The organism is Oceanicoccus sagamiensis (assembly GCF_002117105.1).
Taxonomy (GTDB): domain Bacteria; phylum Pseudomonadota; class Gammaproteobacteria; order Pseudomonadales; family Dasaniaceae; genus Oceanicoccus; species Oceanicoccus sagamiensis.
In genome coordinates this window covers 113,159-133,552 of record NZ_CP019343.1, presented here as the reverse complement: position 1 = coordinate 133,552, position 20,394 = coordinate 113,159, and the positions used below count along the sequence as shown (strand labels likewise).

The 20,394-nt window shown below is 52.2% G+C and carries 14 protein-coding genes and 1 pseudogene; 12 read left to right on the top strand and 3 right to left on the bottom strand.

Going from position 1 to position 20,394, the window contains the following annotated elements; genetic code table 11:
* Positions 1–8 precede the first annotated feature (8 nt).
* A pseudogene (locus BST96_RS00535) lies at positions 9–1,162 on the bottom strand (iron-containing alcohol dehydrogenase).
* Positions 1,163–1,255: 93 nt separating this feature from the next.
* Here BST96_RS00535 and BST96_RS00530 point away from each other — a divergent pair.
* The 6 genes from BST96_RS00530 (at position 1,256) to BST96_RS00505 (ending at position 9,756) form a co-directional block, all read left to right on the top strand.
* A complete protein-coding gene (locus tag BST96_RS00530) occupies positions 1,256–2,158 on the top strand; it encodes a LysR family transcriptional regulator (RefSeq protein ID WP_085756820.1) in 903 nt (300 codons plus the stop codon).
* A 150-nt stretch (positions 2,159–2,308) separates the two neighbouring features.
* Positions 2,309–3,517 (top strand): acyl-CoA dehydrogenase family protein, encoded by a 1,209-nt coding sequence (locus tag BST96_RS00525; protein ID WP_085756819.1) that lies wholly within the window; start codon positions 2,309–2,311, stop codon positions 3,515–3,517.
* A 66-nt stretch (positions 3,518–3,583) separates the two neighbouring features.
* The gene (locus tag BST96_RS00520; protein ID WP_085756818.1) at positions 3,584–4,348 is read left to right on the top strand and encodes an SDR family oxidoreductase; all 765 of its coding nucleotides are present in this window, start codon (positions 3,584–3,586) and stop codon (positions 4,346–4,348) included.
* 40 nt (positions 4,349–4,388) lie between these two features.
* Positions 4,389–5,738, top strand: a complete 1,350-nt coding sequence (locus BST96_RS00515) for a DsbA family protein (RefSeq protein ID WP_085756817.1) — start codon at positions 4,389–4,391, stop codon at positions 5,736–5,738.
* A gap of 55 nt (positions 5,739–5,793) precedes the next feature.
* A complete protein-coding gene (locus BST96_RS00510; RefSeq protein ID WP_240554864.1) occupies positions 5,794–7,653 on the top strand; it encodes a DUF3604 domain-containing protein in 1,860 nt (619 codons plus the stop codon).
* A 252-nt stretch (positions 7,654–7,905) separates the two neighbouring features.
* Complete coding sequence (locus BST96_RS00505) at positions 7,906–9,756, top strand: DUF3604 domain-containing protein (RefSeq protein ID WP_085756815.1); 1,851 nt, start codon at positions 7,906–7,908, stop codon at positions 9,754–9,756.
* Here the strand turns inward: BST96_RS00505 and BST96_RS00500 are convergent.
* Entirely contained in the window at positions 9,737–11,788 is a 2,052-nt protein-coding gene (locus BST96_RS00500) for a DUF3604 domain-containing protein (RefSeq protein WP_085756814.1), read from the bottom strand. The two genes, BST96_RS00505 and BST96_RS00500, sit on opposite strands and share 20 nt — an antisense overlap.
* Before the next feature lie 218 nt (positions 11,789–12,006).
* Here BST96_RS00500 and BST96_RS00495 point away from each other — a divergent pair, with 218 nt between their 5' ends.
* From BST96_RS00495 to BST96_RS00470, 6 genes are all read left to right on the top strand, one after another.
* On the top strand, positions 12,007–14,064 hold the full coding sequence (locus BST96_RS00495; protein ID WP_085756813.1) for a DUF3604 domain-containing protein: 2,058 nt from the start codon (positions 12,007–12,009) through the stop codon (positions 14,062–14,064).
* 57 nt (positions 14,065–14,121) lie between these two features.
* On the top strand, positions 14,122–14,907 hold the full coding sequence (locus tag BST96_RS00490) for an SDR family oxidoreductase (RefSeq protein ID WP_085756812.1): 786 nt from the start codon (positions 14,122–14,124) through the stop codon (positions 14,905–14,907).
* 91 nt (positions 14,908–14,998) lie between these two features.
* Positions 14,999–16,324, top strand: coding sequence for an ABC transporter substrate-binding protein (locus BST96_RS00485; protein WP_085756811.1), 1,326 nt, complete (start codon positions 14,999–15,001; stop codon positions 16,322–16,324).
* Between the two features lie 63 nt (positions 16,325–16,387).
* On the top strand, positions 16,388–17,851 hold the full coding sequence (locus tag BST96_RS00480) for a DUF1254 domain-containing protein (protein ID WP_085756810.1): 1,464 nt from the start codon (positions 16,388–16,390) through the stop codon (positions 17,849–17,851).
* Positions 17,852–18,008: 157 nt separating this feature from the next.
* Entirely contained in the window at positions 18,009–18,650 is a 642-nt protein-coding gene (locus BST96_RS00475; protein ID WP_085756809.1) for a glutathione S-transferase family protein, read from the top strand.
* A gap of 213 nt (positions 18,651–18,863) precedes the next feature.
* The gene (locus BST96_RS00470) at positions 18,864–19,649 is read left to right on the top strand and encodes a crotonase/enoyl-CoA hydratase family protein (RefSeq protein ID WP_085756808.1); all 786 of its coding nucleotides are present in this window, start codon (positions 18,864–18,866) and stop codon (positions 19,647–19,649) included.
* A gap of 165 nt (positions 19,650–19,814) precedes the next feature.
* Here BST96_RS00470 and BST96_RS00465 read toward each other — a convergent pair whose 3' ends face one another.
* On the bottom strand, positions 19,815–20,333 hold the full coding sequence (locus BST96_RS00465) for an MAPEG family protein (protein WP_085756807.1): 519 nt from the start codon (positions 20,331–20,333) through the stop codon (positions 19,815–19,817).
* Between the last annotated feature and the right edge of the window lie 61 nt (positions 20,334–20,394).

The window sequence follows — 20,394 nt, the reverse complement described above, 5'->3', positions numbered from 1 at the left end:
TCGGTGAATTAATAGGCCGCCTGGTAAATTGCCAGAGCGTCGGTTTCGGAAACTGCCCGCGGGTTATTAATCAGCAGGCGTTGTTGCAGCATGGCATCACTGGCCAGCATAGGCAGGTCTTTCTGGTCGATATCCCTATCGCGCAGGCGTGTGGGAAGATTCAGCCTGGTGATTAGCGCTTCCAGATAGTGAATCAGTTGGTGGGTTTTCTGTAACGCACCCCCCTGGCTATTAATACCCGGTATTACATCGGCTAATTCGGCGTATTGTTCACAGGCGGCTTCGGCGTTAAAGCGCAACACATGTGGCAGTACCAGGGAATTACTTAAACCGTGGGGAATATGGAAATGCCCCCCAGCGGGTAAGCCAGAGCGTGAACGGCTGCCACCGGTGCATTAGCAAATGCCTGGCCTGCAAGGCAGGCGCCTAGCAGCATCCCCTGGCGAGCTTTAAGATCAGTGCCATTATGGGTGGCCTGCTCAATATGACTGGCCATCAGTTGCAGGGCCTGGCGGGCCAGCATATCGGAGTAGCTATTCTTTTTATGCACACTGGTATAGGCCTCAATGGCGTGCACCATGGCATCAATGCCCGTGGCGGCGGTAATCGCAGGCGGCAGGCCCACCGTCAGCTCGGCATCCAGCAACGCAATATCGGGCAGTAATTGTGGGGCAACCACGCCAGTTTTGGTGGTTTCACCGGTGGTGACAATAGCGACCGCGGTCACCTCTGAACCGGTACCGGCGGTGGTGGGGATCTGGATCAGGGGCAGGCGCTGGCCTTTGGCCTGGTCAACACCGTAAATCTGTTGCAGGGTTTCACCGGACCGGGCCATCAGGGCAACCAGCTTGGCGGTATCCATCGAACTACCGCCGCCAAATCCTATCACCGCATCGACCTGCTCTCTGTTGGCTTGTGCCAATGCTGCTAACACAATGGACTCTGGTGGGTCGGCAACAATATCGGTAAAACAACTGTAGGGCATAGCCGCCGCTTTAAGGGCTGCTTCCAGTTTGTCCAGCAGGCCAATACTGACAATACCCGGGTCAGTCACAATCAATGGGCGGCTGATACCCTGGTTGCGGCAGATCTCACCAATGCGTGCCAGGGCTCCGGGTTCATTGATAATGCATTTGCTGGTGGTAAAGGTAAAACTATTCATTATTGCTCTTGCATCTTGGGTGACAAAGCCCTGTATTTTCCTTGTATTAGTTGTATATTGATAATTTATATCTGTAATCGGCCTATTCAAACCATGAATATAAGAAAACTCGACCTGAATTTACTGGTGGTGTTTGATGCAGTGATGCGTGAGCGCAGTGTATCCAAAGCCGCCCAGACCCTGTCCCTGACACAGCCTGCGGTAAGCAATGCCCTTGGCCGATTGCGCGAGATGCTGGATGATCCGCTACTGGTGCGTACCCGGCAGGGTATGGAGCCCACAACCCGGGCGCTGGAAATTTCTGCACCGGTACAACAGGCATTAATGGAACTGGACCAGTGTCTGCTTAAACCCGCCAGCTTTGACCCGGCCAGCAGCAAGCAGTCTTTTGTGATTGCCGCGACGGATTATGTGGCTCAGTTATTAATGCCGCGTTTACTCAGGCTGCTTGAACGTGAGGCCCCTGGGGTTAAAGTTCGCATCAAAAATTTTGGTTCGGAAAACCCTGAGGCCGCACTGGAGTCCGGTGAATTCGATTTTGCTATGGGCCGCTTTTTTGATATCAGTTCCAGGCTAAAACAAAAGCTGTGGCTGGAAGAGCAACTATGTTGTCTGGTGCGAAAAGCTCACCCACAGATCAAGCAGCGTATTACCCTGAAGCAATATCTGGCTTTGGGGCATGTGTGGGTGTCCAGTAATGAACGGCGCGGCATGGTGGATCGTTGGCTGGAAGAGCAGGGGCGTCAACGCACTATTGTCTCTGTTATGCCAAATTACAGCACCGCTGCCATGGTGGTGGCGCAAACGGATTTGGCGCTGGTATTACCCCAGCGTTTTGCCGCCGATTTTTGTCACTTGCTGCCAGTAAAGGTCTTGCCCTTACCGATGAGGCTTGGGGCATTTAAGGTTGATATCTTATGGCACCCGCGCCATGGATCAACGCCGGGACACCAGTGGATGCTGGAACAATTGTCGAATATCACGTCACAGATTTAAATCTGTGTAACACCGTTCCCATATTCTTACTGGCAGCTAATAAACCTTATATCTGGCCGAAGATGGCCCCAGTCATTGTGTTTAAATCCCTATAATCGAATCTAACGCTATAAAACATTCCTACCGCCTTATCGCAATCAGGAGCCGATGATGGATTTTGAATACAGCCCAAAAGTGCAGGAGTTAGTTCTGCAGGTTCGACAGTTTATTGATACAGAGATTATCCCCAATGAGGAAACCTGCTATAAACAGCTCGCCGAAAACCGCTGGCGTACGCCGCCCATTTTGGAGCAATTAAAGGCCAAGGCGAAAGCCCAGGGGCTGTGGAATTTCTTTTTACCTGTCAGCTATGGTGAATACAGCGGCGGTTTAACCAATCTTGAGTACGCGCCGCTGGCGGAGGAAATGGGGCGGGTCCACTGGGCCTCGGAAGTCTTTAACTGTTCCGCCCCGGATACCGGCAATATGGAAGTGCTGGCCAAATACGGCAATGAAGAGCAAAAGAAACAATGGCTGGAGCCACTACTGGAGGGCACTATTCGCTCCGCCTTTGCGATGACCGAACCCAAAGTTGCCTCCAGTGATGCCACCAATATCGAAACCTCGATTGTGCGCGATGGCGACGACTATGTGATTAACGGCCATAAATTTTATATCAGCGGTGCCTGCCGCGAAGAGTGTGAAATTCTGATCGTAATGGGTAAAAGCGATGCCGATAATCCTAACCGTTACTTACAGCAATCCATGATCCTGGTACCCACCCATACGCCGGGTGTTGATATTGTCAGGCCCATGACCGTCTTTGGTTATGACGATGCGCCGGAAGGTCACGCCGAAGTGATCTTCGATAATGTGCGCGTGCCAGCCACCAATATGTTACTGGGTGAAGGTCGCGGTTTTGAAATTGCCCAGGGACGTTTAGGCCCCGGCCGCATTCACCACTGTATGCGTTCTGTGGGCGCAGCACAGCGTGCTTTAGAGATGATGTGCGAGCGGGCAAACAGCCGGGTTGCCTTTGGTCAGCCACTGAGTAAAAACCAGTCTGTCCGTGAAGATATTGCGCTTTCCGCCTGTCAGATTGAGCAGGCCCGTTTGCTGACGCTGAAGGCCGCGCAAAAAATGGATACCGAAGGCAATAAGGCCGCCAAAGATATTATCGCCATGATCAAAATCGTAGCTCCCAATATGGCCCTCGATGTGATTGACCGGACTATCCAGATTTACGGTGGTGCCGGTGTCAGTCAGGACACGGTGCTGGCGCATATGTTTGCTGTTCAACGGATACTGCGTCTGGCCGATGGCCCGGACCAGGTGCATATGATGCAGCTGGGGCGTAATTTGGCAAAAAGCTACGAATAAGCCAGCCATTATGTCTCAAGTGAATACACTCGATGAGGGAAAATTATCAATAGGGTAGAGTTAAGTATGTCGACAACACTGTTTGATTTAACCGGAAAAATTGCACTGGTCACCGGCGCCAGCCGTGGTATTGGTGAGGCCATTGCAAAACTTTTAGCCGAGCAGGGTGCTCATGTGATGGTCTCCAGCCGCAAGGTGGATGGCTGTCAGACAGTGGCTGATGATATTAACGCAGCCGGAGGCAGTGCCGAGGCGCTGGGTTGTCATGTAGGCTCGATGGAAGATATCAGCAAAACCTTTGACTATATTCGCAGCCAGCATGGCAAGCTCGATATTCTGGTCAATAATGCCGCGGCCAATCCCTACTTTGGCCATGTACTGGATACCGACCTTGCGGCCTATGAAAAAACCGTCGATGTGAATGTGCGCGGTTATTTCTTTATGTCGATTGAAGGCGGCAAACTGATGCGAGAAAACGGCGGCGGTGCGATTGTGAATACCGCATCGATCAATGCCTTACAGCCCGGCGACAAGCAGGGTATTTACTCTATTACCAAAGCCGCCGTCGTTAATATGACAAAAACCTTTGCCAAAGAATGTGCACCTTTCGGTATACGTTGCAACGCCCTGTTGCCCGGTTTTACCAAAACCAAATTTGCCGGGGCCCTGTTTACTGATGATGGTATTTACCAGCAGGCGGTGAACAATATTGCCATGGGCCGACATGCCGAACCTGAAGAAATGGCTGGCACCGTATTGTATCTGGTATCGGATGCCAGCAGTTATACCACGGGTGAGTGTATTGTGGTGGATGGTGGTTTGACCATTTAAAAACAGCGCATCAAGTACAAAAACGATAAGAGACCGTTTGATGTTGGAACCTGAAAATAATCCGAACCCCTCCTATTATATTGATCCACCCCGCCTGATGCGTTTTATGCTGGCGAAACGGTTTGGCCGCCTTACCGATTCCAGGCAGATTGCCAAAAGAAGAATGGTGGCGGAGAAGAAACGCCAGCAAGAGGGGCGCGCGCATGTGGTGGAATATTTTCATCAGGTGGACGATCCTTACTCGCATTTGATGGCGCAGGTGCTGGCACAATTTGCGGCCCGTTATAATATTGACATTGTTCCTCATCTTATTCGCGCAACCGGTGGTCGCCATCAACCGGAGCTGGATAAATTAGCGATATGGGGACGCCGTGACTGCGGTTTGATTGCACCTCACTATGGTTTAAGTTTTCCAGAAGCTGCCGGTGTTGTCCCTGAGCCTGCGTTGCAACAGGCAGCTAACGCTGCCTTGACCCATCTGGGTAGCAAGGATTTTATTGCGCAGCTGGCAGATATCAGTACTCGCCTGTGGTCGGGTGACGCTATTGATAGCACTAATACCCATCAGGCAGAGGTTGATGCAACACTGGATGCCGGTTCGGCACGGTTAAATGAATTAGGACATTACTCTGGTGCCATGCTTTATTACGAGGGCGAGTGGTACTGGGGCGTTGACCGCTTATTTTATTTAGAGCAGCGCCTGCGTGAGTTAGGATTGGCTAAAACTGCTGAGCGATCCTTTCTGGTGGCACGGCCTGAAATTGAGGTCAGCGATATTGATGCCAGCGGACTGGATCTGCATTTTTTCCCGTCCCTGAATAGTCCCTACACCTCGATTATTTATGACAGGACTATTGAACTGAGCAAGGCTTGCAAGATTAATTTCCACCATAAGCCCGTTTTGCCGATGATTATGCGCGGCGTTGCCGCCACCCCAGCCAAGGGTTTCTACATTTATCTCGATACCAAACGTGAAGGTGATTATGCCGGCGTGCCCTTTGGCAATAGCGTAACGCCTGTTGGCGAACCGGTTAGGCAGTGCTATTCCTTATTACCCTGGGCAAAGTCCCTGGGTAAAGATACCGCATTGTTGAGCACGTTTTTGCGTTATGCCTTTGCTGAAGGCAGGGGACTGCACCGCAAAAAAAATATCCGGCGGGCGGTAGCAGCGGTCGGTCTGGATTGGCAGGAAGCGAAAAAACATCTGGGCGGTGACGAATGGAAACCCTGGGTTGAACAATACCAGGATGAAATGGTGCAGGGTATGGGGCTTTGGGGAGTACCTTCCTATCGACTCTGTGGCCCTGGCGGTGAACCGGATTTGGAAGTCTGGGGGCAGGACCGTTTGTGGTTAGTAGCGGCAGAGATTCGTCGTCGAGCCTCGCTTTAACCAATTATCGGTTGATAGTCCTTTAAAGAAATAAAACATGAATCTGGAAATTGTTATGCGTACATTACTTTTAACCTTGGTATATTTTTCCATGTCGGTAAGTGCAGCCGAAGAAAAGCAGCTGTTATGGGGTGATACGCATCTGCATACTACCTATTCCTCCGATGCCTATACTAACGGTAACCTGACGGCTGATCCTAATACGGCCTATCGCTACGCGCGCGGTTTGCCTGTGTTGCATCCTTACCATCAAGCTAAGGTGAAAATTGAAACACCGCTGGATTTTTTGGTGGTGACCGATCATGCCGAATTACTGGGAGTCATACGTACCATTCATCGCGACGGAGTGGACTACACCGGCCTGGGCCTGATCGATTCGTTGAAGGCCTGGGTTAGCGAAATGGTTTTACGTTATGCCATTGATTCCGGTGATGGACGTTCACTGTTTTCTGCTAGTTTGCCAGAAGCAAAAGATGCAAGAGAAGCGGCGGGCGACGCCAGCTTTAGCGATACTGTGTCGGTGATACCGGAGATGATGTCGACACAACGTGATACCTGGCAAGATATCACTAATATGGCTGACCAACATAATGAGCCTGGCGTATTTTCGGCATTGATTGGTTGGGAATGGTCTCCCTTGCCCGGTGGCAGCAACTTGCACCGAGTTGTGATTACAGACGGTGATGCAGAAAGTGCACAGCGTTATCAGCCTTTTTCCCTCTATGACAGTCAATACCCAGAAGACTTATGGGCATGGCTGGAGCAAACGGCACCGTTGGCGGGTGCTGATTTTATTGCTATTCCCCACAATTCCAATATTTCCAAAGGCTTTATGTTTGATGAGACGAGTCTGAGAGGCAAAGCGATTGACAAAGATTACGCGGAGCTGCGTATGAAATGGGAACCCATTGTCGAGATAACGCAATTCAAGGGCGATTCGGAAACACATCCATCATTGTCTCCAGATGATGAGTTTGCGGATTTTGAAGCCTACGAGAATTACATTCAGCGTGACTGGCGGCCATACGAAGCTAAACCCGGCGACTATGTGCGCTCAGCATTGAAGCGAGGCCTGACGATCGAACAAAGGGCAGGCAGCAACCCTTATCAGTTTGGCGTAGTAGGTTCCACCGACGCACATACATCTTTGCCTACAGCGAATGAACGAAATTTCCAAGGCAAACATTCACCGAATTCCATCCCTGCCAATAATTTAAACAGTGCGAAAAAGAGCCGTGTAAGCGGGTGGAATTATTCTGCATCTGGGTTGACGGCTGTTTGGGCAACAGAGAATACACGCAGCAGTATTTTGGCTGCTATGAAACGTAAAGAAGTATACGCCACTACCGGCCCGCGAATTCGCTTGCAGTTTTTTGCCATTAAAGATGTCAAAGAACTAGATCTGACGACGGTAAGTATTTACCAGCAGGCGGCCAAGCAGGGTGTGCCTATGGGTGGGGAAATACGGGGAGGGGATTTTGCAGCTCAGAAAATCACCCCTTCATTTGTTGTGCAAGCCATGAAAGACCCGGTTGACGCCAATCTGGATCGCATTCAGATCGTTAAGGGATGGGTCGACGAGACAGGGGCAGCACAAGAAAAGGTTTATGATGTGGTCTGGTCAGATGAACGACAATTGGATGATGACGGCAGATTACCCGCGGTAAAAAATACAGTGGATACAAAAACCGCCATGTATGAAAACTCTGTAGGTGCAGCGCAATTGGCCGCCGTATGGTATGACCCGGATTTTAACCCGGCGCACCCCGCTTTTTATTATGCGAGAGTTTTGCAAATACCAACACCGCGCCATTCGTTGTATGACGCGGTGGCCTTGGAAAGGGAAAAGGCTGATGGCTTTCCCGATACGATTCAAGAGCGCGCCTATTCATCGGCTATTTGGTATAAGCCATAAAATTATTTTCAGATAAAAAAGATATTTTACGCCCATCCTATCGGATGGGCGGTCTTGGCTGTTTACTGATCCAATATGGTAAAGCTCAGTCGTGATTAACCGGTGTGGGTTGGTGGAATCTATTCCACCCTACGGTGTTGCCGGATTTAAAAGTAGGGTGGATTTTAATCCACCATCCCGCGTCAATCAGTTTGTGATAGTGGAATCTATTCAAACACACGAGTTAGATGATTTTATCAGGTAGGGGGTGTTATGCGATTTTTAGTTTTTACACTGGGTTTTGTTCTATCAACGGTTACTACAGCTTCTACTACAGCTTCGGAAAAACAACTGCTATGGGGCGATACCCATGTGCATACCACCTATTCATCCGATGCCTATATGAATACTAATTTTACCGCGGATCCCGATACCGCCTATCGCTATGCGCGGGGTTTACCCGTTGTCCATCCCTACCATCAAGCCAGGATACAGATTGAAACACCGCTGGATTTTCTGGTGGTCGCAGACCATGCTGAAATGCTTGGCGTTATCCGCACCATACATCTGGAGGGCGTCGATTATACCGGTATGGGGATGGCCGAATCGGTTAGGGCCTGGTTAGTAGAAAAAGTCCTGGCTTACGGTCTCGCATCGGAGAACAATCGTGCATTGTTTGTTGCGGCTTTACCTGAGCCGATGAGTGCCACCGAAGCGGCGGCCAGTAGTGGCTTTAGTGATAATGCCTCGTTGATTCCCGAGATGATGCCAGCCCAGATTGATAGCTGGCGAAAAATCACCAACCTTGCCGATCAGCACAATAACCCGGGCAAGTTTACCGTGATGATCGGTTGGGAGTGGACTTCCTTACCGGGGGGCAGCAATCTTCACCGCGTGGTTATCACCGATGGTGATGCACACAGCGCCCAGCGCTACCAACCCTTTTCCCTGAACGACAGCCAATACCCCGAAGACCTGTGGGCATGGCTGGAAAAAACGGCACCGATAGCCGAAGCCGATTTTATTGCCATCCCCCATAACTCCAATATTTCCAAAGGCTTTATGTTTGGCGAGACCAGTTTACGCGGTGAGCCGATTGATCAGGAATATGCCGAGCGCCGGATCAAGTGGGAACCCCTGGCCGAAGTCACCCAGACAAAAGGTGATTCGGAAACACACCCCTTGCTGTCACCGGATGACCCCTTTGCCGACTTCGAAACCTATATCAATTATATCCAGCGTTCTTGGCAGCCTTACGAAGCCCGGCCCGGTGACTATATACGCTCGGCGTTAAAACGGGGCTTGGCCATTGAGCAACAAACCGGTACCAACCCCTATCAGTTTGGTGTTATCGGCTCCACCGATGTACATACCGCCCTGCCATCCGCCGAGGAAGCTAATTTCCAGGGCAAATTCCCCAGGGACTCTATTCCTGCCAATAAGCAGGGCAATGACGATGGCGACGAGCGTCGTGTGACTGGCTGGAGTATGTCGGCCTCCGGATTAACGGCTGTCTGGGCAGAGGAAAATACCCGCAGCAGTATTCTGGCGGCGATGAAGCGCAAAGAGGTTTACGCCACCACCGGGCCCCGTATTCGCCTGCAGTTTTTTGCCGGCAGCGATCTCGGCATCACAGACCTCAAGGCTGAAAATAGTGACCAACGGGGCGTACCCATGGGTGGGGAATTGGGGGCATTGAACAGCTCTCCTGCCTTTCTGGTAAAGGCGATCAAAGATCCCGTCGGTGCCAATCTGGATAGGGTTCAAATCATCAAAGGCTGGATCGACGATCAAGGCCAGAGCCAGGAACAAGTTTATGATATTGCCTGGTCTGGGGAACGACAGCTCGATAGCGACGGCAACTTACCGGCGGTAGAAAATACCGTCGATAAGACCACCGCCCGCTATAGCAATACGACCGGGGCCGCACAACTGGCCACAGTATGGCAGGACCCGGATTTTAATCCGGCCCAGTCCGCTTTCTACTACGTCCGAGTGTTACAAATCCCGACACCGCGGCATTCTTTCTATGACGCGGTGGCTATGGGAATGAAAAGCGCAGGCAAGTTTCCCGATACGATTCAGGAACGGGCTTATTCTTCCCCTATTTGGTATCGGCCATAACGCCGTTTGCCGCTGCAGCGTTATACCAGATGGGTGATGACCAGGCCCGCTCCTGAATCGTGGCTGGCAAATCCGAACGCGGCGCCACGCCGCTGCGGATAGCATCCCAGGTAGACCAGCGACACACGGGGTTTTCCAGTACCCGCACATAATAAAAAGCGGCTTGTCCGGGTGTAAAATCCGGGTCCTGCCATAAGGTTTTCAGTTCATTGGCACCTACGCCCGCGGTGATTGAACAATCCTGCAAGTTGACCCGCGCGCCGTTATCCGGGCAGCGATGGGTTTGCGGATCAACTGCAAGGCCGTCAGAGCAGGCCACATCGTAGACCTGTTCCTGATGCTCACCGTTTTCCACCCAGCCTTTAATAATCTGCACCCGCTGTAACCTGGCGGTATTGGGGTCGGCCACGGCCCAGGTCAGGAAGCTGGGCGCGCGGTCACCGCTGGCTGGCAGCTGTCCACCCATACTGATCCCGGTCTGGTAAGCTCTGCTGATCAGCTCAGGGCTATCCAGCTGCGCATCCCCCAGCTCGTAGCCGGCAAAAAATCGCAGTGTAATCCGGGTGCCGGTGGTGGCAAAGGTTTCCTTGCGGCGCAGTGCATCATAAATCGACTCGCGGGTATTTTGCTCTGCCCATACCCCGGCAATCCCCGAAGCGCCCCAGTATTTGTAGCCCTGAAAATCCACGTATTTTTTACCGTCGACATGATCGATCATATCGCTGGCGCCCAGTGACACCATAGTGCCGTAGAGAAAGCTGGCGGGTACGGTACCGCGACTTTCCGGGGTAAAGTCCATCAAACCGATTTTGCCGAAATAGTTATCTTCCTCCAGTGGCGCAGCGCCAGTGTGGGTATCGCTGGAACCGATCACGCCAAATTGATAGGGGTTGGCCTGTTGCTTTTCCGCCATGGCAAGACCGCGCTGCCAACCATCGCGCACATAACTGCCCGGCGCATCACTGGGCAATGTCGTGGCGATACGCATCGGCAGAATTTCGAAATTGGCCCATTCATCGTTTTTGGATAATAGCGGGTGGGTATCCGAGGTGCCTTTAATCTGGGTAATTTCCACCAGCGGCTCGTTGCGCATACGCTGGTTGGCATAGGACAGGTCGATGCTGTTGCCGGCCCAGTCTGTCAGCGGAAACATCGCACCATTGGAGCCGTTGCTGTTATGGGGAATCGCCAGGCTTTCGATCCCCTGCTGGCGCAGTCCATCCATCCAGTCCCAAAGCCCTTCGGGGTTGATACTGTTTAATCGGGAGAAGGGCACCGCGGGTAAACGGTCCGTGCCACGAAAAATCACATTGCGGTGCAGGTTTCCCCGATCAGCGTCGGAGGAGGTGTATTCGTAGGCGGCAAAGGTGGTGAACTGGCCGGGCTTATAGGCGTCGTTGGCGGCGGCCACGGTTTTTATCCACGCCGACTGGCTGACCTTGTTAATGGTCTTATCTTCAACGGTGCCATCGAGCAGGCCGGCAATCACGCTAGTGAAAAAGTTGTTAAAAATGTTGTTTCTTTTGGCGAGTTCCAGCAGTCCGCTATCCAGTGAATCATTAATATTGTGGTAGTCCTGTGACAGGGCTAAGCGGGAGAATTCGGTACTGGTGTCCGCCGCCTCATTAATCAGGCCAAGCATAATGGCATGGTCAGTTACCGCATAAAAATCCAGCGCTTGTGCCAGCTTTACTTCAAAACCACCGGGGTGAACAATGGTCTCACCCTGGGCATAGCGGTAGGCATCCGCCGGTGTGGCGGTGGTACCAAAGGAAGACGCATCGAAGGACAGGGTGGTATGCACATGCAGGTCGCCAAAGTAGGCATTGCGATCCGGGTTGGAGGCCAGCTGACTACTGGCGGACTCCGGTGCCGGCGGGAAATCGATAATCTTGTCGCTGGCCGGTATCACGGTATTGGTGGTGCGAAAGTACCTGTCGGCCTGTTCCCGCTTTTGCGTCTCGGACTGCTGGTCGGAGCAAGCGCTGCCCAGTGCAATCGCCGCGGCTAATACTGTTATGCGGTAAATCATAAATGTTCCTTCTCGCCCTATAGAGATTAAGCTATAGCAGCAGTATAGAAGTCTTGATGGCGTGGCTGGGGATCATTTTCGGACGTGGGACTCTTTTACGGGGTCTTCAGAGAATGACCGAAAATGATCCGTTAACCACCGGGTGGCTGGTTATAATTATTTTCAACGGGGCCGTAGTTCATTCTTGCCATTGGCCAGCTTGTCGGAGTTATTGATCCATGCTTAAGAAGTTTTTTCTGACAGTGCTTATTGCGCTGATACTGCTGACGGGTTTTATTGCCGTTAAATTTCTGTTTCCCATGGCCAAGGTGCTCGATCGTGTTGGGCCTGGCACCACTCCCCGTGACCTTGCCCTGCAGGACGACAGCAGGGTAGTGGCTCCCTATCTGGCCGCCAATCATCAGCAGCCGCCTGCTGAGGCAATGACCAGTAGCACTAAGAACCTCTATTGGGGCGAGTTACATCTGCATACCACGGAAAGTTTTGATGCCAGTATGATGGGCAATAAACTCAGTATTGAAGATGCCTACCGTTTTGCCAAAGGCGAACCCCTGCTAAGCCCCGGCGGCGAGACCATGCAACTAAGCCGCCCGCTGGATTTTGTGGCCATTACCGATCATGCCGAAGGCTTTGGTACCCGTACCCATTGCTCCGATAACAATCTATCGTTGCGGGAGCGGGGTGCCTGCTGGTTAATGGGGATGGATAATCCATCCCTTTTTACGATTTTTGTCGACGGGGCTCGTGGTACCGCCGCCCCCGGTGATCCATCATTGCCGGCGGGTGTCTACCAGCCAGAATATCGCCAGCCCCTCGAACTTGGCAATTTCCCTACCTGCAAACCGGGGGAGGCGGCGGCTGAACGTTGTTATAACAACACCCGTAGCGACTGGGCCCGCTATGTCCAGCTTGCCAATGCCTATTATGAACCCGGTGAATTAACAACGCTGATTGCCTACGAGTTTTCACCCACCTTGCCGGATCAGGGTAAACACCACCGCAATATTATCTTTCGCAGCGACACAGTCCCTGATCGAGCCATTTCCAGCTTTGATGTACCCAATGCGATTGAGCTGTGGAAGGGACTGGAAGCCGGTTGCGATAAAGCCGATGGCTGTGACTTTTTAACCATCCCCCATAACCCGAACAAAGCCTGGGGGCTGACCTATTCCCGTTATACCTGGGATGGTCAGCTTTATGGCGAGGACGACTGGCGGCTGCGGCAGAAACGTGAACCCCTGACGGAAATATTCCAGATCAAAGGCTCACAAGAATGTGCATTCGGTATCGGCGCGACGGACGAGGAGTGTAGCTTTGCCCAGGTATTGGACCCCTGCAAACCGGGCGAGACCACCGGCTGCGCCTTTCAAACCAGCTTTGTTCGCCAGGGGATGAAAGTCGGGCTGGAACTGGAACAGGAGCTGGGTTTTAACCCATTGCAAAATGGCTTTGTAGCCGCCACCGATAGCCATAACTCCAATCCCGGAGATGTCGAGGAGTGGGATTACCGCGGCTCCGCAGGCACGGTGCAATCACCCGCCCTGCGTCGCCTGAGGCAGCTGAAGAAAGACAGCAAAGCCTATCAACAGATGCTTAAATTCAATACCCCCGGTGGCCTGGCTGCGGTCTGGGCTCCGGAAAATACCCGGGAAGCCATTTTTGATGCACTGGCGCGCCGGGAAACCTATGGCACCTCGGGGCCGCGAATGGCACTGCGATTTTATGCGGGCTGGGATATTGATCAAGCCATGCTGGAGGCTCCTGAACTGATGGCACAGCTGGAGACACAGGCAGTCCCTATGGGCAGAGTGCTGCCTGCCAGTGAGCAACTTGAGGAGAATAACCAGGGCCCCGACTTTTTTGTCTGGGCGGTCCGCGATCCAATGGATGCCCCTTTGCAGCGTTTGCAAATGGTTAAAGGCTGGATCGACGCCGCCGGCCAAACCCATGAAAACGTAGTCGATATTGCCTGCGCCGATGGCCTGCAAGTAGATTCGGCCACTGGCCGCTGTCCCGATAATGGGGCCAGCGTTGATTTGACCACCTGCCAATATAGTTCCGGCTCCGGTGCTACTGAATTAAAAACTCTTTGGCGCGATCCGGAGTACGACCCGAAGCAAAGTGCTTTTTACTACGTGCGCGTCCTAATGAACCCGACCTGTCGCTGGTCAAGCTTTGATGCCATTCGCCTTGGCAGGGAACCTGACCCGAGTGTACCGGCAACGATTCGGGAGAGAGCCTGGTCTTCGCCGATCTGGTCAGGCGCTTCGCAATAGGCACTTCGCAATAACAATAATTTTGTCATTCCTGACAAACACAACAAGAGTGTATCGATGCAGATTAAGGGTAAAAATATTATCGTTACCGGCGGCGCCAGCGGTATTGGCAAAGGTTTGGTTAAGCGTTTTAAACAAGAAGGCGCAGCCAATATTTTAATTGCCGATATTAATGCTGAAGAGTTAGATGCACTGGCTGCTGAAGTGGGTACCTCTGCCTGTTTCTGTGATGTCAGCAATGAAGAAGATATAAAAAATATGATTGCGATGGCTGAGCGTCAGTTCGGCCATATTGATCTTTACTGCGGCAATGCCGGTATTTTTGTTGAGGGTGGCGTAGAGACCAGCAACGCGGCCTGGGAAAAAGTGTGGGGTGTTAATGTGATGTCTCATATCTACGCAGCCCGACATGCCCTGCCTAAAATGATTGAACGGGGCGAGGGCTATTTTTTGATAACGGCTTCTGCTGCGGGCCTGCTATCGCAAATAGGTTCGGCCAGTTATTCAGTATCGAAACATGCGGCATTGAGTTTGGCCGAGTGGTTGTTGATTACCCATGGTGAGCAGGGGATTGCTGTGTCTGCGCTTTGCCCGCAAGCGGTAGAGTCAAAAATGACCGAGCAGGGCGGCGGTGTTGCCGGACTGGATGGTATGTTGACCGCTGATGTGGTGGCTGAAGAGGTAGTGCAGGCCATCGCTGAAGAGCGCTTTCTGGTGTTACCACACCCGGAGGTCGAGCAATACTTCCAGAAAAAAGCCAATGATTACCCTCGATGGATTCGGGGTATGCAGCGTTTGCAGCAGCAATTTAGTTTGCCCGGCGGCTTTGAGAAAAGCCGTTAACGCAACGGTTAAATCCGATTAAAACGGTTTGCAGTGGAATCAAAGGCAGTTGACAAAGGGCAGTTAACAAAACACTAAGGAGTACTGGTCAGTGACCCAGCAAGACTATCAGGCAGCCCAGAAAGGCTATTACCCGCATTCGACCTGCGCCACCGAATATGGTGGTGTCAGGCGGCAAAAACATGCAAGAAGCCCCGGTTTCAATATTCAACCCGGTGAAACCCTGCAGGTGACCTCGCGCCGGTTTGAAAAAGGCAAATGGGTGGTCGGTACCGTCAATGCCGATAACCGCTTATTTATTTTTGGCTGCTCGGCGCCTAGCCAGCCTGATATTTCCATTGGCTGGGTGGAAGAGGTCGACCCGATTACCCTTGAAACGATCAGGCAGTCTGCTGATTTAAAGACCGGCGGGCATAACTGGTGCGGTGGCGCGTCGGTGCTGGCGGACGGCACCCTGATTACCGGTTTTGGCAATCGCATCCATAAACTGACCCAGGACCTTGAGCTTATTGCGGAGCTGGAATTGCCCGTGGATCATGCCCATAACGGTATCAGTTTGTTATCCGATGGCATGATGATTACCCGTAATCTGGAACACGATCACAGCAAAAAATCTGTCTTTACCGTGTTTGATCCCCATACCCTGGAAGTCCTTATCAGGCATGAGTATGTGGGGGCTTCGATTGGCCGCTTCTGTGTCGACCCGACCCCGGAAGGGGACTTTATCTATGCCACTACACCGACCCATATTCATCGCCTGAAATATCAAGATCAACAGCTGGAGCTGGATAAAAACTGGGGCGCTTCCTATGACTTGCCCGGTGAAGACCAAAGCTTTGCCTGGTGCAATACCGTGGGTGATGACAGTGTCTGGTTTATGGATATGGGTGACACGCCACCACTCGAGACGATTATGCGTGCCTACCCGGTTGGCAGCAAACCCCTGGCATTTTCAGAGCCCGGTAGTGCTCCGGTGCGTGTACACAGAGTTTCCACGATAGACAGTCGTTCAACTGATGTTCTAACGCCGTTTGGTTTACCCAATGGTGGACACAACTCATCCCCGCTGTATGTTCAGGATAAGCGGATTCTGCTGACCTTTGACACCGCTAACCGGAAAACCGGTGCCTGGCGCTTTAACGGGTCGGCAGGTTTTGAAGAATTGTGGGTACACGATATCGGCAACTCCAGCCAGGTGTTCTATTACCCGGATACCGGTGAAGTGGTTGTTGATGATGTACTGGAAGATAAAAACGTCGATGCGGTGGTGCTGGATATAGAAACCGGATTGGAAAAAGGCCGAGTTGCCACGGGGGGACGTTTTGAAGCGGCGATGGCGTTTTATCCGGGTTTAAACCGGGATGTCTATTCGACCAGTGGCGCGCACGGTTTGCTATATCGAATTTATATTGCTTAAAAGCAAAAAGAAAAGCATTACTGAAAAATACATCGTTAAAGAAATCAGTCGGAGTAGAGCAAAGTGAAATCAGCATCGATAAAAATACTGATCGCCCTGGTAGTGGCACTGGTTGTTGCCGGCGGCAGTTACTGGCAGGTCAATTTCAATAAAGACTGGCGCCAACAGTACGCCTACAGCAAAGGTGTGGACGCACTGATTTACGCGTTTCCCTATTATTTGAACACAGTGCTTCGCTATAAGTGGGGTCAGCCTGAAGCGCCGGAGGGTCAGCAAGTACCAGTGGACGCGATAAACCAGTTCTGGCACGCGACGTTTGTCGATCCTAAAAACTATCGCGACGGTGGCGCGCCGAATGCCGATACGCTCTACTCGCCTGCCTGGCTATACGCCAAAGAGCAGCCGATCATTATTACGGTGCCGGAGATTCCGGGTGAGCGATATTTTGCCATTGAGCTGGCGGGTTTTGATTCCGACAACTTTGCCTATATCAGCAAGCGCCTCCATGGCAATGGTGGTGGTAATTATGCGATCGTGCCACCGGGTTGGCAGGGAGACTTGCCCGACGATGTGGAGTTTGTAGCCCATAATCCAACACCTTGGTTTTATGCCATGGCCAGAATTTATGCTGACTTCAATGATCCCAGTGATCAGGCAGTGGTTGCAGCCATACAGTCACAAATGCAGATTGTGGGCTTGAGTGACTGGGGTCAGGAAAATCCACCCCGGCCTGCGCACCCGCCTGTTCCCGATGTCGGCGAATTCAGTGATGTTCTGCTTGAATCCGATGTGGTGAGTTACATGAAAAAAATGGTGATCTCAGATCCGATGTCTTTCTGGCGCACCGTCAATCACGCGATGACCGTCAATGGTGTGCCTGAGCGTGATCAGCGCTATTTAAACGATTGGGCCGCGTTACATATTGGGCCGAATCAGGATGTATCCCAGGCTGAGGAAAATGAGCAGGCAGGTCTGGCCAAGGCAGTGCTTGATGGCATCATGATCATGCGTGCCCATGCCACCTCTGAAGAGAACAAGGTCAACGGTTGGGGTGTGCCACCAGTGGGCTTCGGGCGCTCCGGGATTCACGGTAATTTTTATATCCGCGGAGCCATTCAGTCGATGCGGGGCATCGTCGCCAATGATGCAGAAGAAGCCATGTATATGGCCAGGGCTAAAGATCAGAACGGTGACAGCATTACCAGCGAGCATACCTACGAACTCCGCTTCCCGCCGGGACTAACTCCGCCAGCCAGGTTTTTCTGGTCACTCACCGTTTACGACCAGGACGCCAACCTGATGCTCAACGACTATGACCGCTATGCCATCAGCGGTAACTCAGGGGACTTGATCTACGAAGACGACGGCAGTCTGCGGATTCTGATCGGTGGCAAGCCTCCTGAGGGAATGGTTGGCAACTGGTTACCGGCGGGCGAGTCTTTCACTCGAATTACATTAAGAGTATACGGCCCCGAGAAAGCAATGATTGAGCGAACCTGGAAACCACCCCAGTTGAAGCGACTTTAATGAAACCGCGCAATATAAATGGTCTCGAGGATGACAATGAAAATACTCTGGAATCAGGACGTGCCTATCTCCAACTCGAACAGCTACTTTGCCCTGCCGAACTGGCCGCGTTCCATCGCGATGCAGACAAGGTACAACTTCTAAGCGAGGTAGTAGGATGATCAAAGTGTATGGCGTGCACGGTTCCCCCTACGTGCGCAAAGTGTTTATTGCACTAGACATCAAGGATGTCCCCTATGAAATAGTCAGGCAGATGCCTTTCTCCGAGGATGCTAAATACCTCAAGATCAATCCGCTAGGCAAGATTCCCTCTCTGGTGGATGAAGACTTGACGCTGTGCGACTCCAAGGTGATCTGCCAGTATCTGGATGACGCCTATCCTAAGCCCAGGCTTTATCCTATGAGGGCCGATGATTGGGCAAGGGCGCTGTGGTACGAAGACCTGGCGGGTGGTCGTGTTTCTGAATTGGCCGCCAGTATATTTTTTCAGCGCTTTATGCGCCCTCTGGCATTCAAGCAGGAGCCAGATGAAGAACTCATCGCTCGTATCATCGAAAAGGATCTGCCCCCCATGTTGGACTACCTGGAAAGCCAGATACCCACGGGACGCTTCATCTTCGGCGATTTCATGATGGCAGACCTGAGCATCGCGAGTCCGTTTATCAATGCAGCTTATGCGGGCTACGAGGTCGATGAGTCGCGCTGGCCGAACCTGGCCGGACTCGTAGCGCGGGTAAGGGCGCAGCCGCAGGTAGCGGCAGTGCTGGAGAAGGAGCAACGTGCCCTGGGTCTTGATTGAAGGTCACTAAATAGTTCCGGTTCACCGGAAAGCCGGTCTTGAGCATCAATTACTCATACAGTGTTAAACAACGTCTCTATACTGACCTGGGGACAGGGGCTCCTCCGGCGATATATTACCCGGAGAGGGACGCGGGGCAACCTGGATTCGATGAAAAAGGCTTACCTTCGTCGTCTCTGTATAACGATGCGGTAGCAGGCCTGGGAGTTGACGATGAGTAATGTGATTGACTATCAAATTAAACAGGGGATAGCCAGGGTTACCTTGAATCGTCCGGACAAGATGAATGCATTAAACCTGGATTTGTTTAAGGCGCTGGCGGCAACCGGTGAGGCGATCAAGAGTGATACCCGTGTGCGGGTTGTTGTGCTAAGCGGTGCGGGCAAAGCCTTTTGTGCCGGGCTGGATATGGAATTGATGATGTCCGGCGGCGCCCCGGATCTACTTGAGCGTAGCCATGGTGTTTGTAATCTGTTCCAGCAGGCGGCCTGGGTGTGGCATGAAGTTCCCGTGCCAGTGATTGCGGCTGTTCACGGCAGCTGCCTGGGAGGCGGGCTGCAAGTTATGTGTGGTGCCGATATGCGCTATATCCACCCGCAAACCAAACTCAGCATTATGGAAATGAAATGGGGTATTGTGCCAGATATGGCCGGAACCCAACTGTGGGGTGCCTATGTGCGCGAAGATATTATTCGCGAGTTAACCTATAGCGCCCGTGTGTTTACTGGCGAAGAGGCTGAGCGTTACGGCTTTGCCACACGCCTGTGCGAAGATCCGCTGGCCGACGCGATGGAAACTGCAGCCCAGATTGCCCATAAAAACCCGGATGCCATTCGTGCCGCCAAGCGTTTAATCAATAATCAGCGCCAGCCTGATATCGCAGCCGGTATCCTGGCTGAATCCGTTGAGCAGGATGCGCTGATGGGTAAACCCAACCAGATTGAAGCGGTAACCGCCAACTTTGAAAAACGTGCGCCAAGATTTATTGACCCGCAATAAGAGATCCCAGGTGCCGCCGCTTACTGGGCGTGCCGCCAGTATGGTCAGGCGGTTAACCCTGAGTTTAATGTGATCACGTTGTGTCCAGGAAAAACCGAATACTGCTTGGCGTTCTACTGTGTGTTGTCGTCGTTACCCCAACCTGGGCCTAACCAGAGCCGGAAGCTATACAAGCAACAAGATGGCACTGGCGAGTATAGTACCCAGTGTCCCTATCATTGAAATCGGCCTGAGCACAATGGGCAGTGAACGGGACACGATCATCACATAGTGCAGCAGGCGAGAAACAAGCAACACACTACCGAGGATCATCAATGTGCTGTCGGCCAGCCCATTGAGGTCATTGAGCAGTAACAACAACAGCGCAATGGGCACCTGCTCAACAAAGTTGCCGTGGGCGCGGATCCGGTTGCGCAATTCGTTGTCACCGCCGTCCCCCAGGCTGATACGGCTGCGGAAGCGATAGCCGCCTACACGCAGGGTAAAGATCACATGCAGCACCGCGAAGATTGCGGCAAAAAGCATCGTGGTTTCAATATTCGCATTTCCATTTAGAGTAATAGCAGGCCCAGTGGTGTCAGCGCTGGTGTCGTCACTACAACCTGTGAGCGGCCAACTAAGTAGAAGTACAGAGCAGCTGTAAAGGTACTTTTGACGTAAGCGTGCGTTTGGTGGTTGTTTCATAGCCTTTTTTCCGTTAATGATTTGAAATGGTGCCAGCGGCGATTTGTCCACCTTCCAGTAT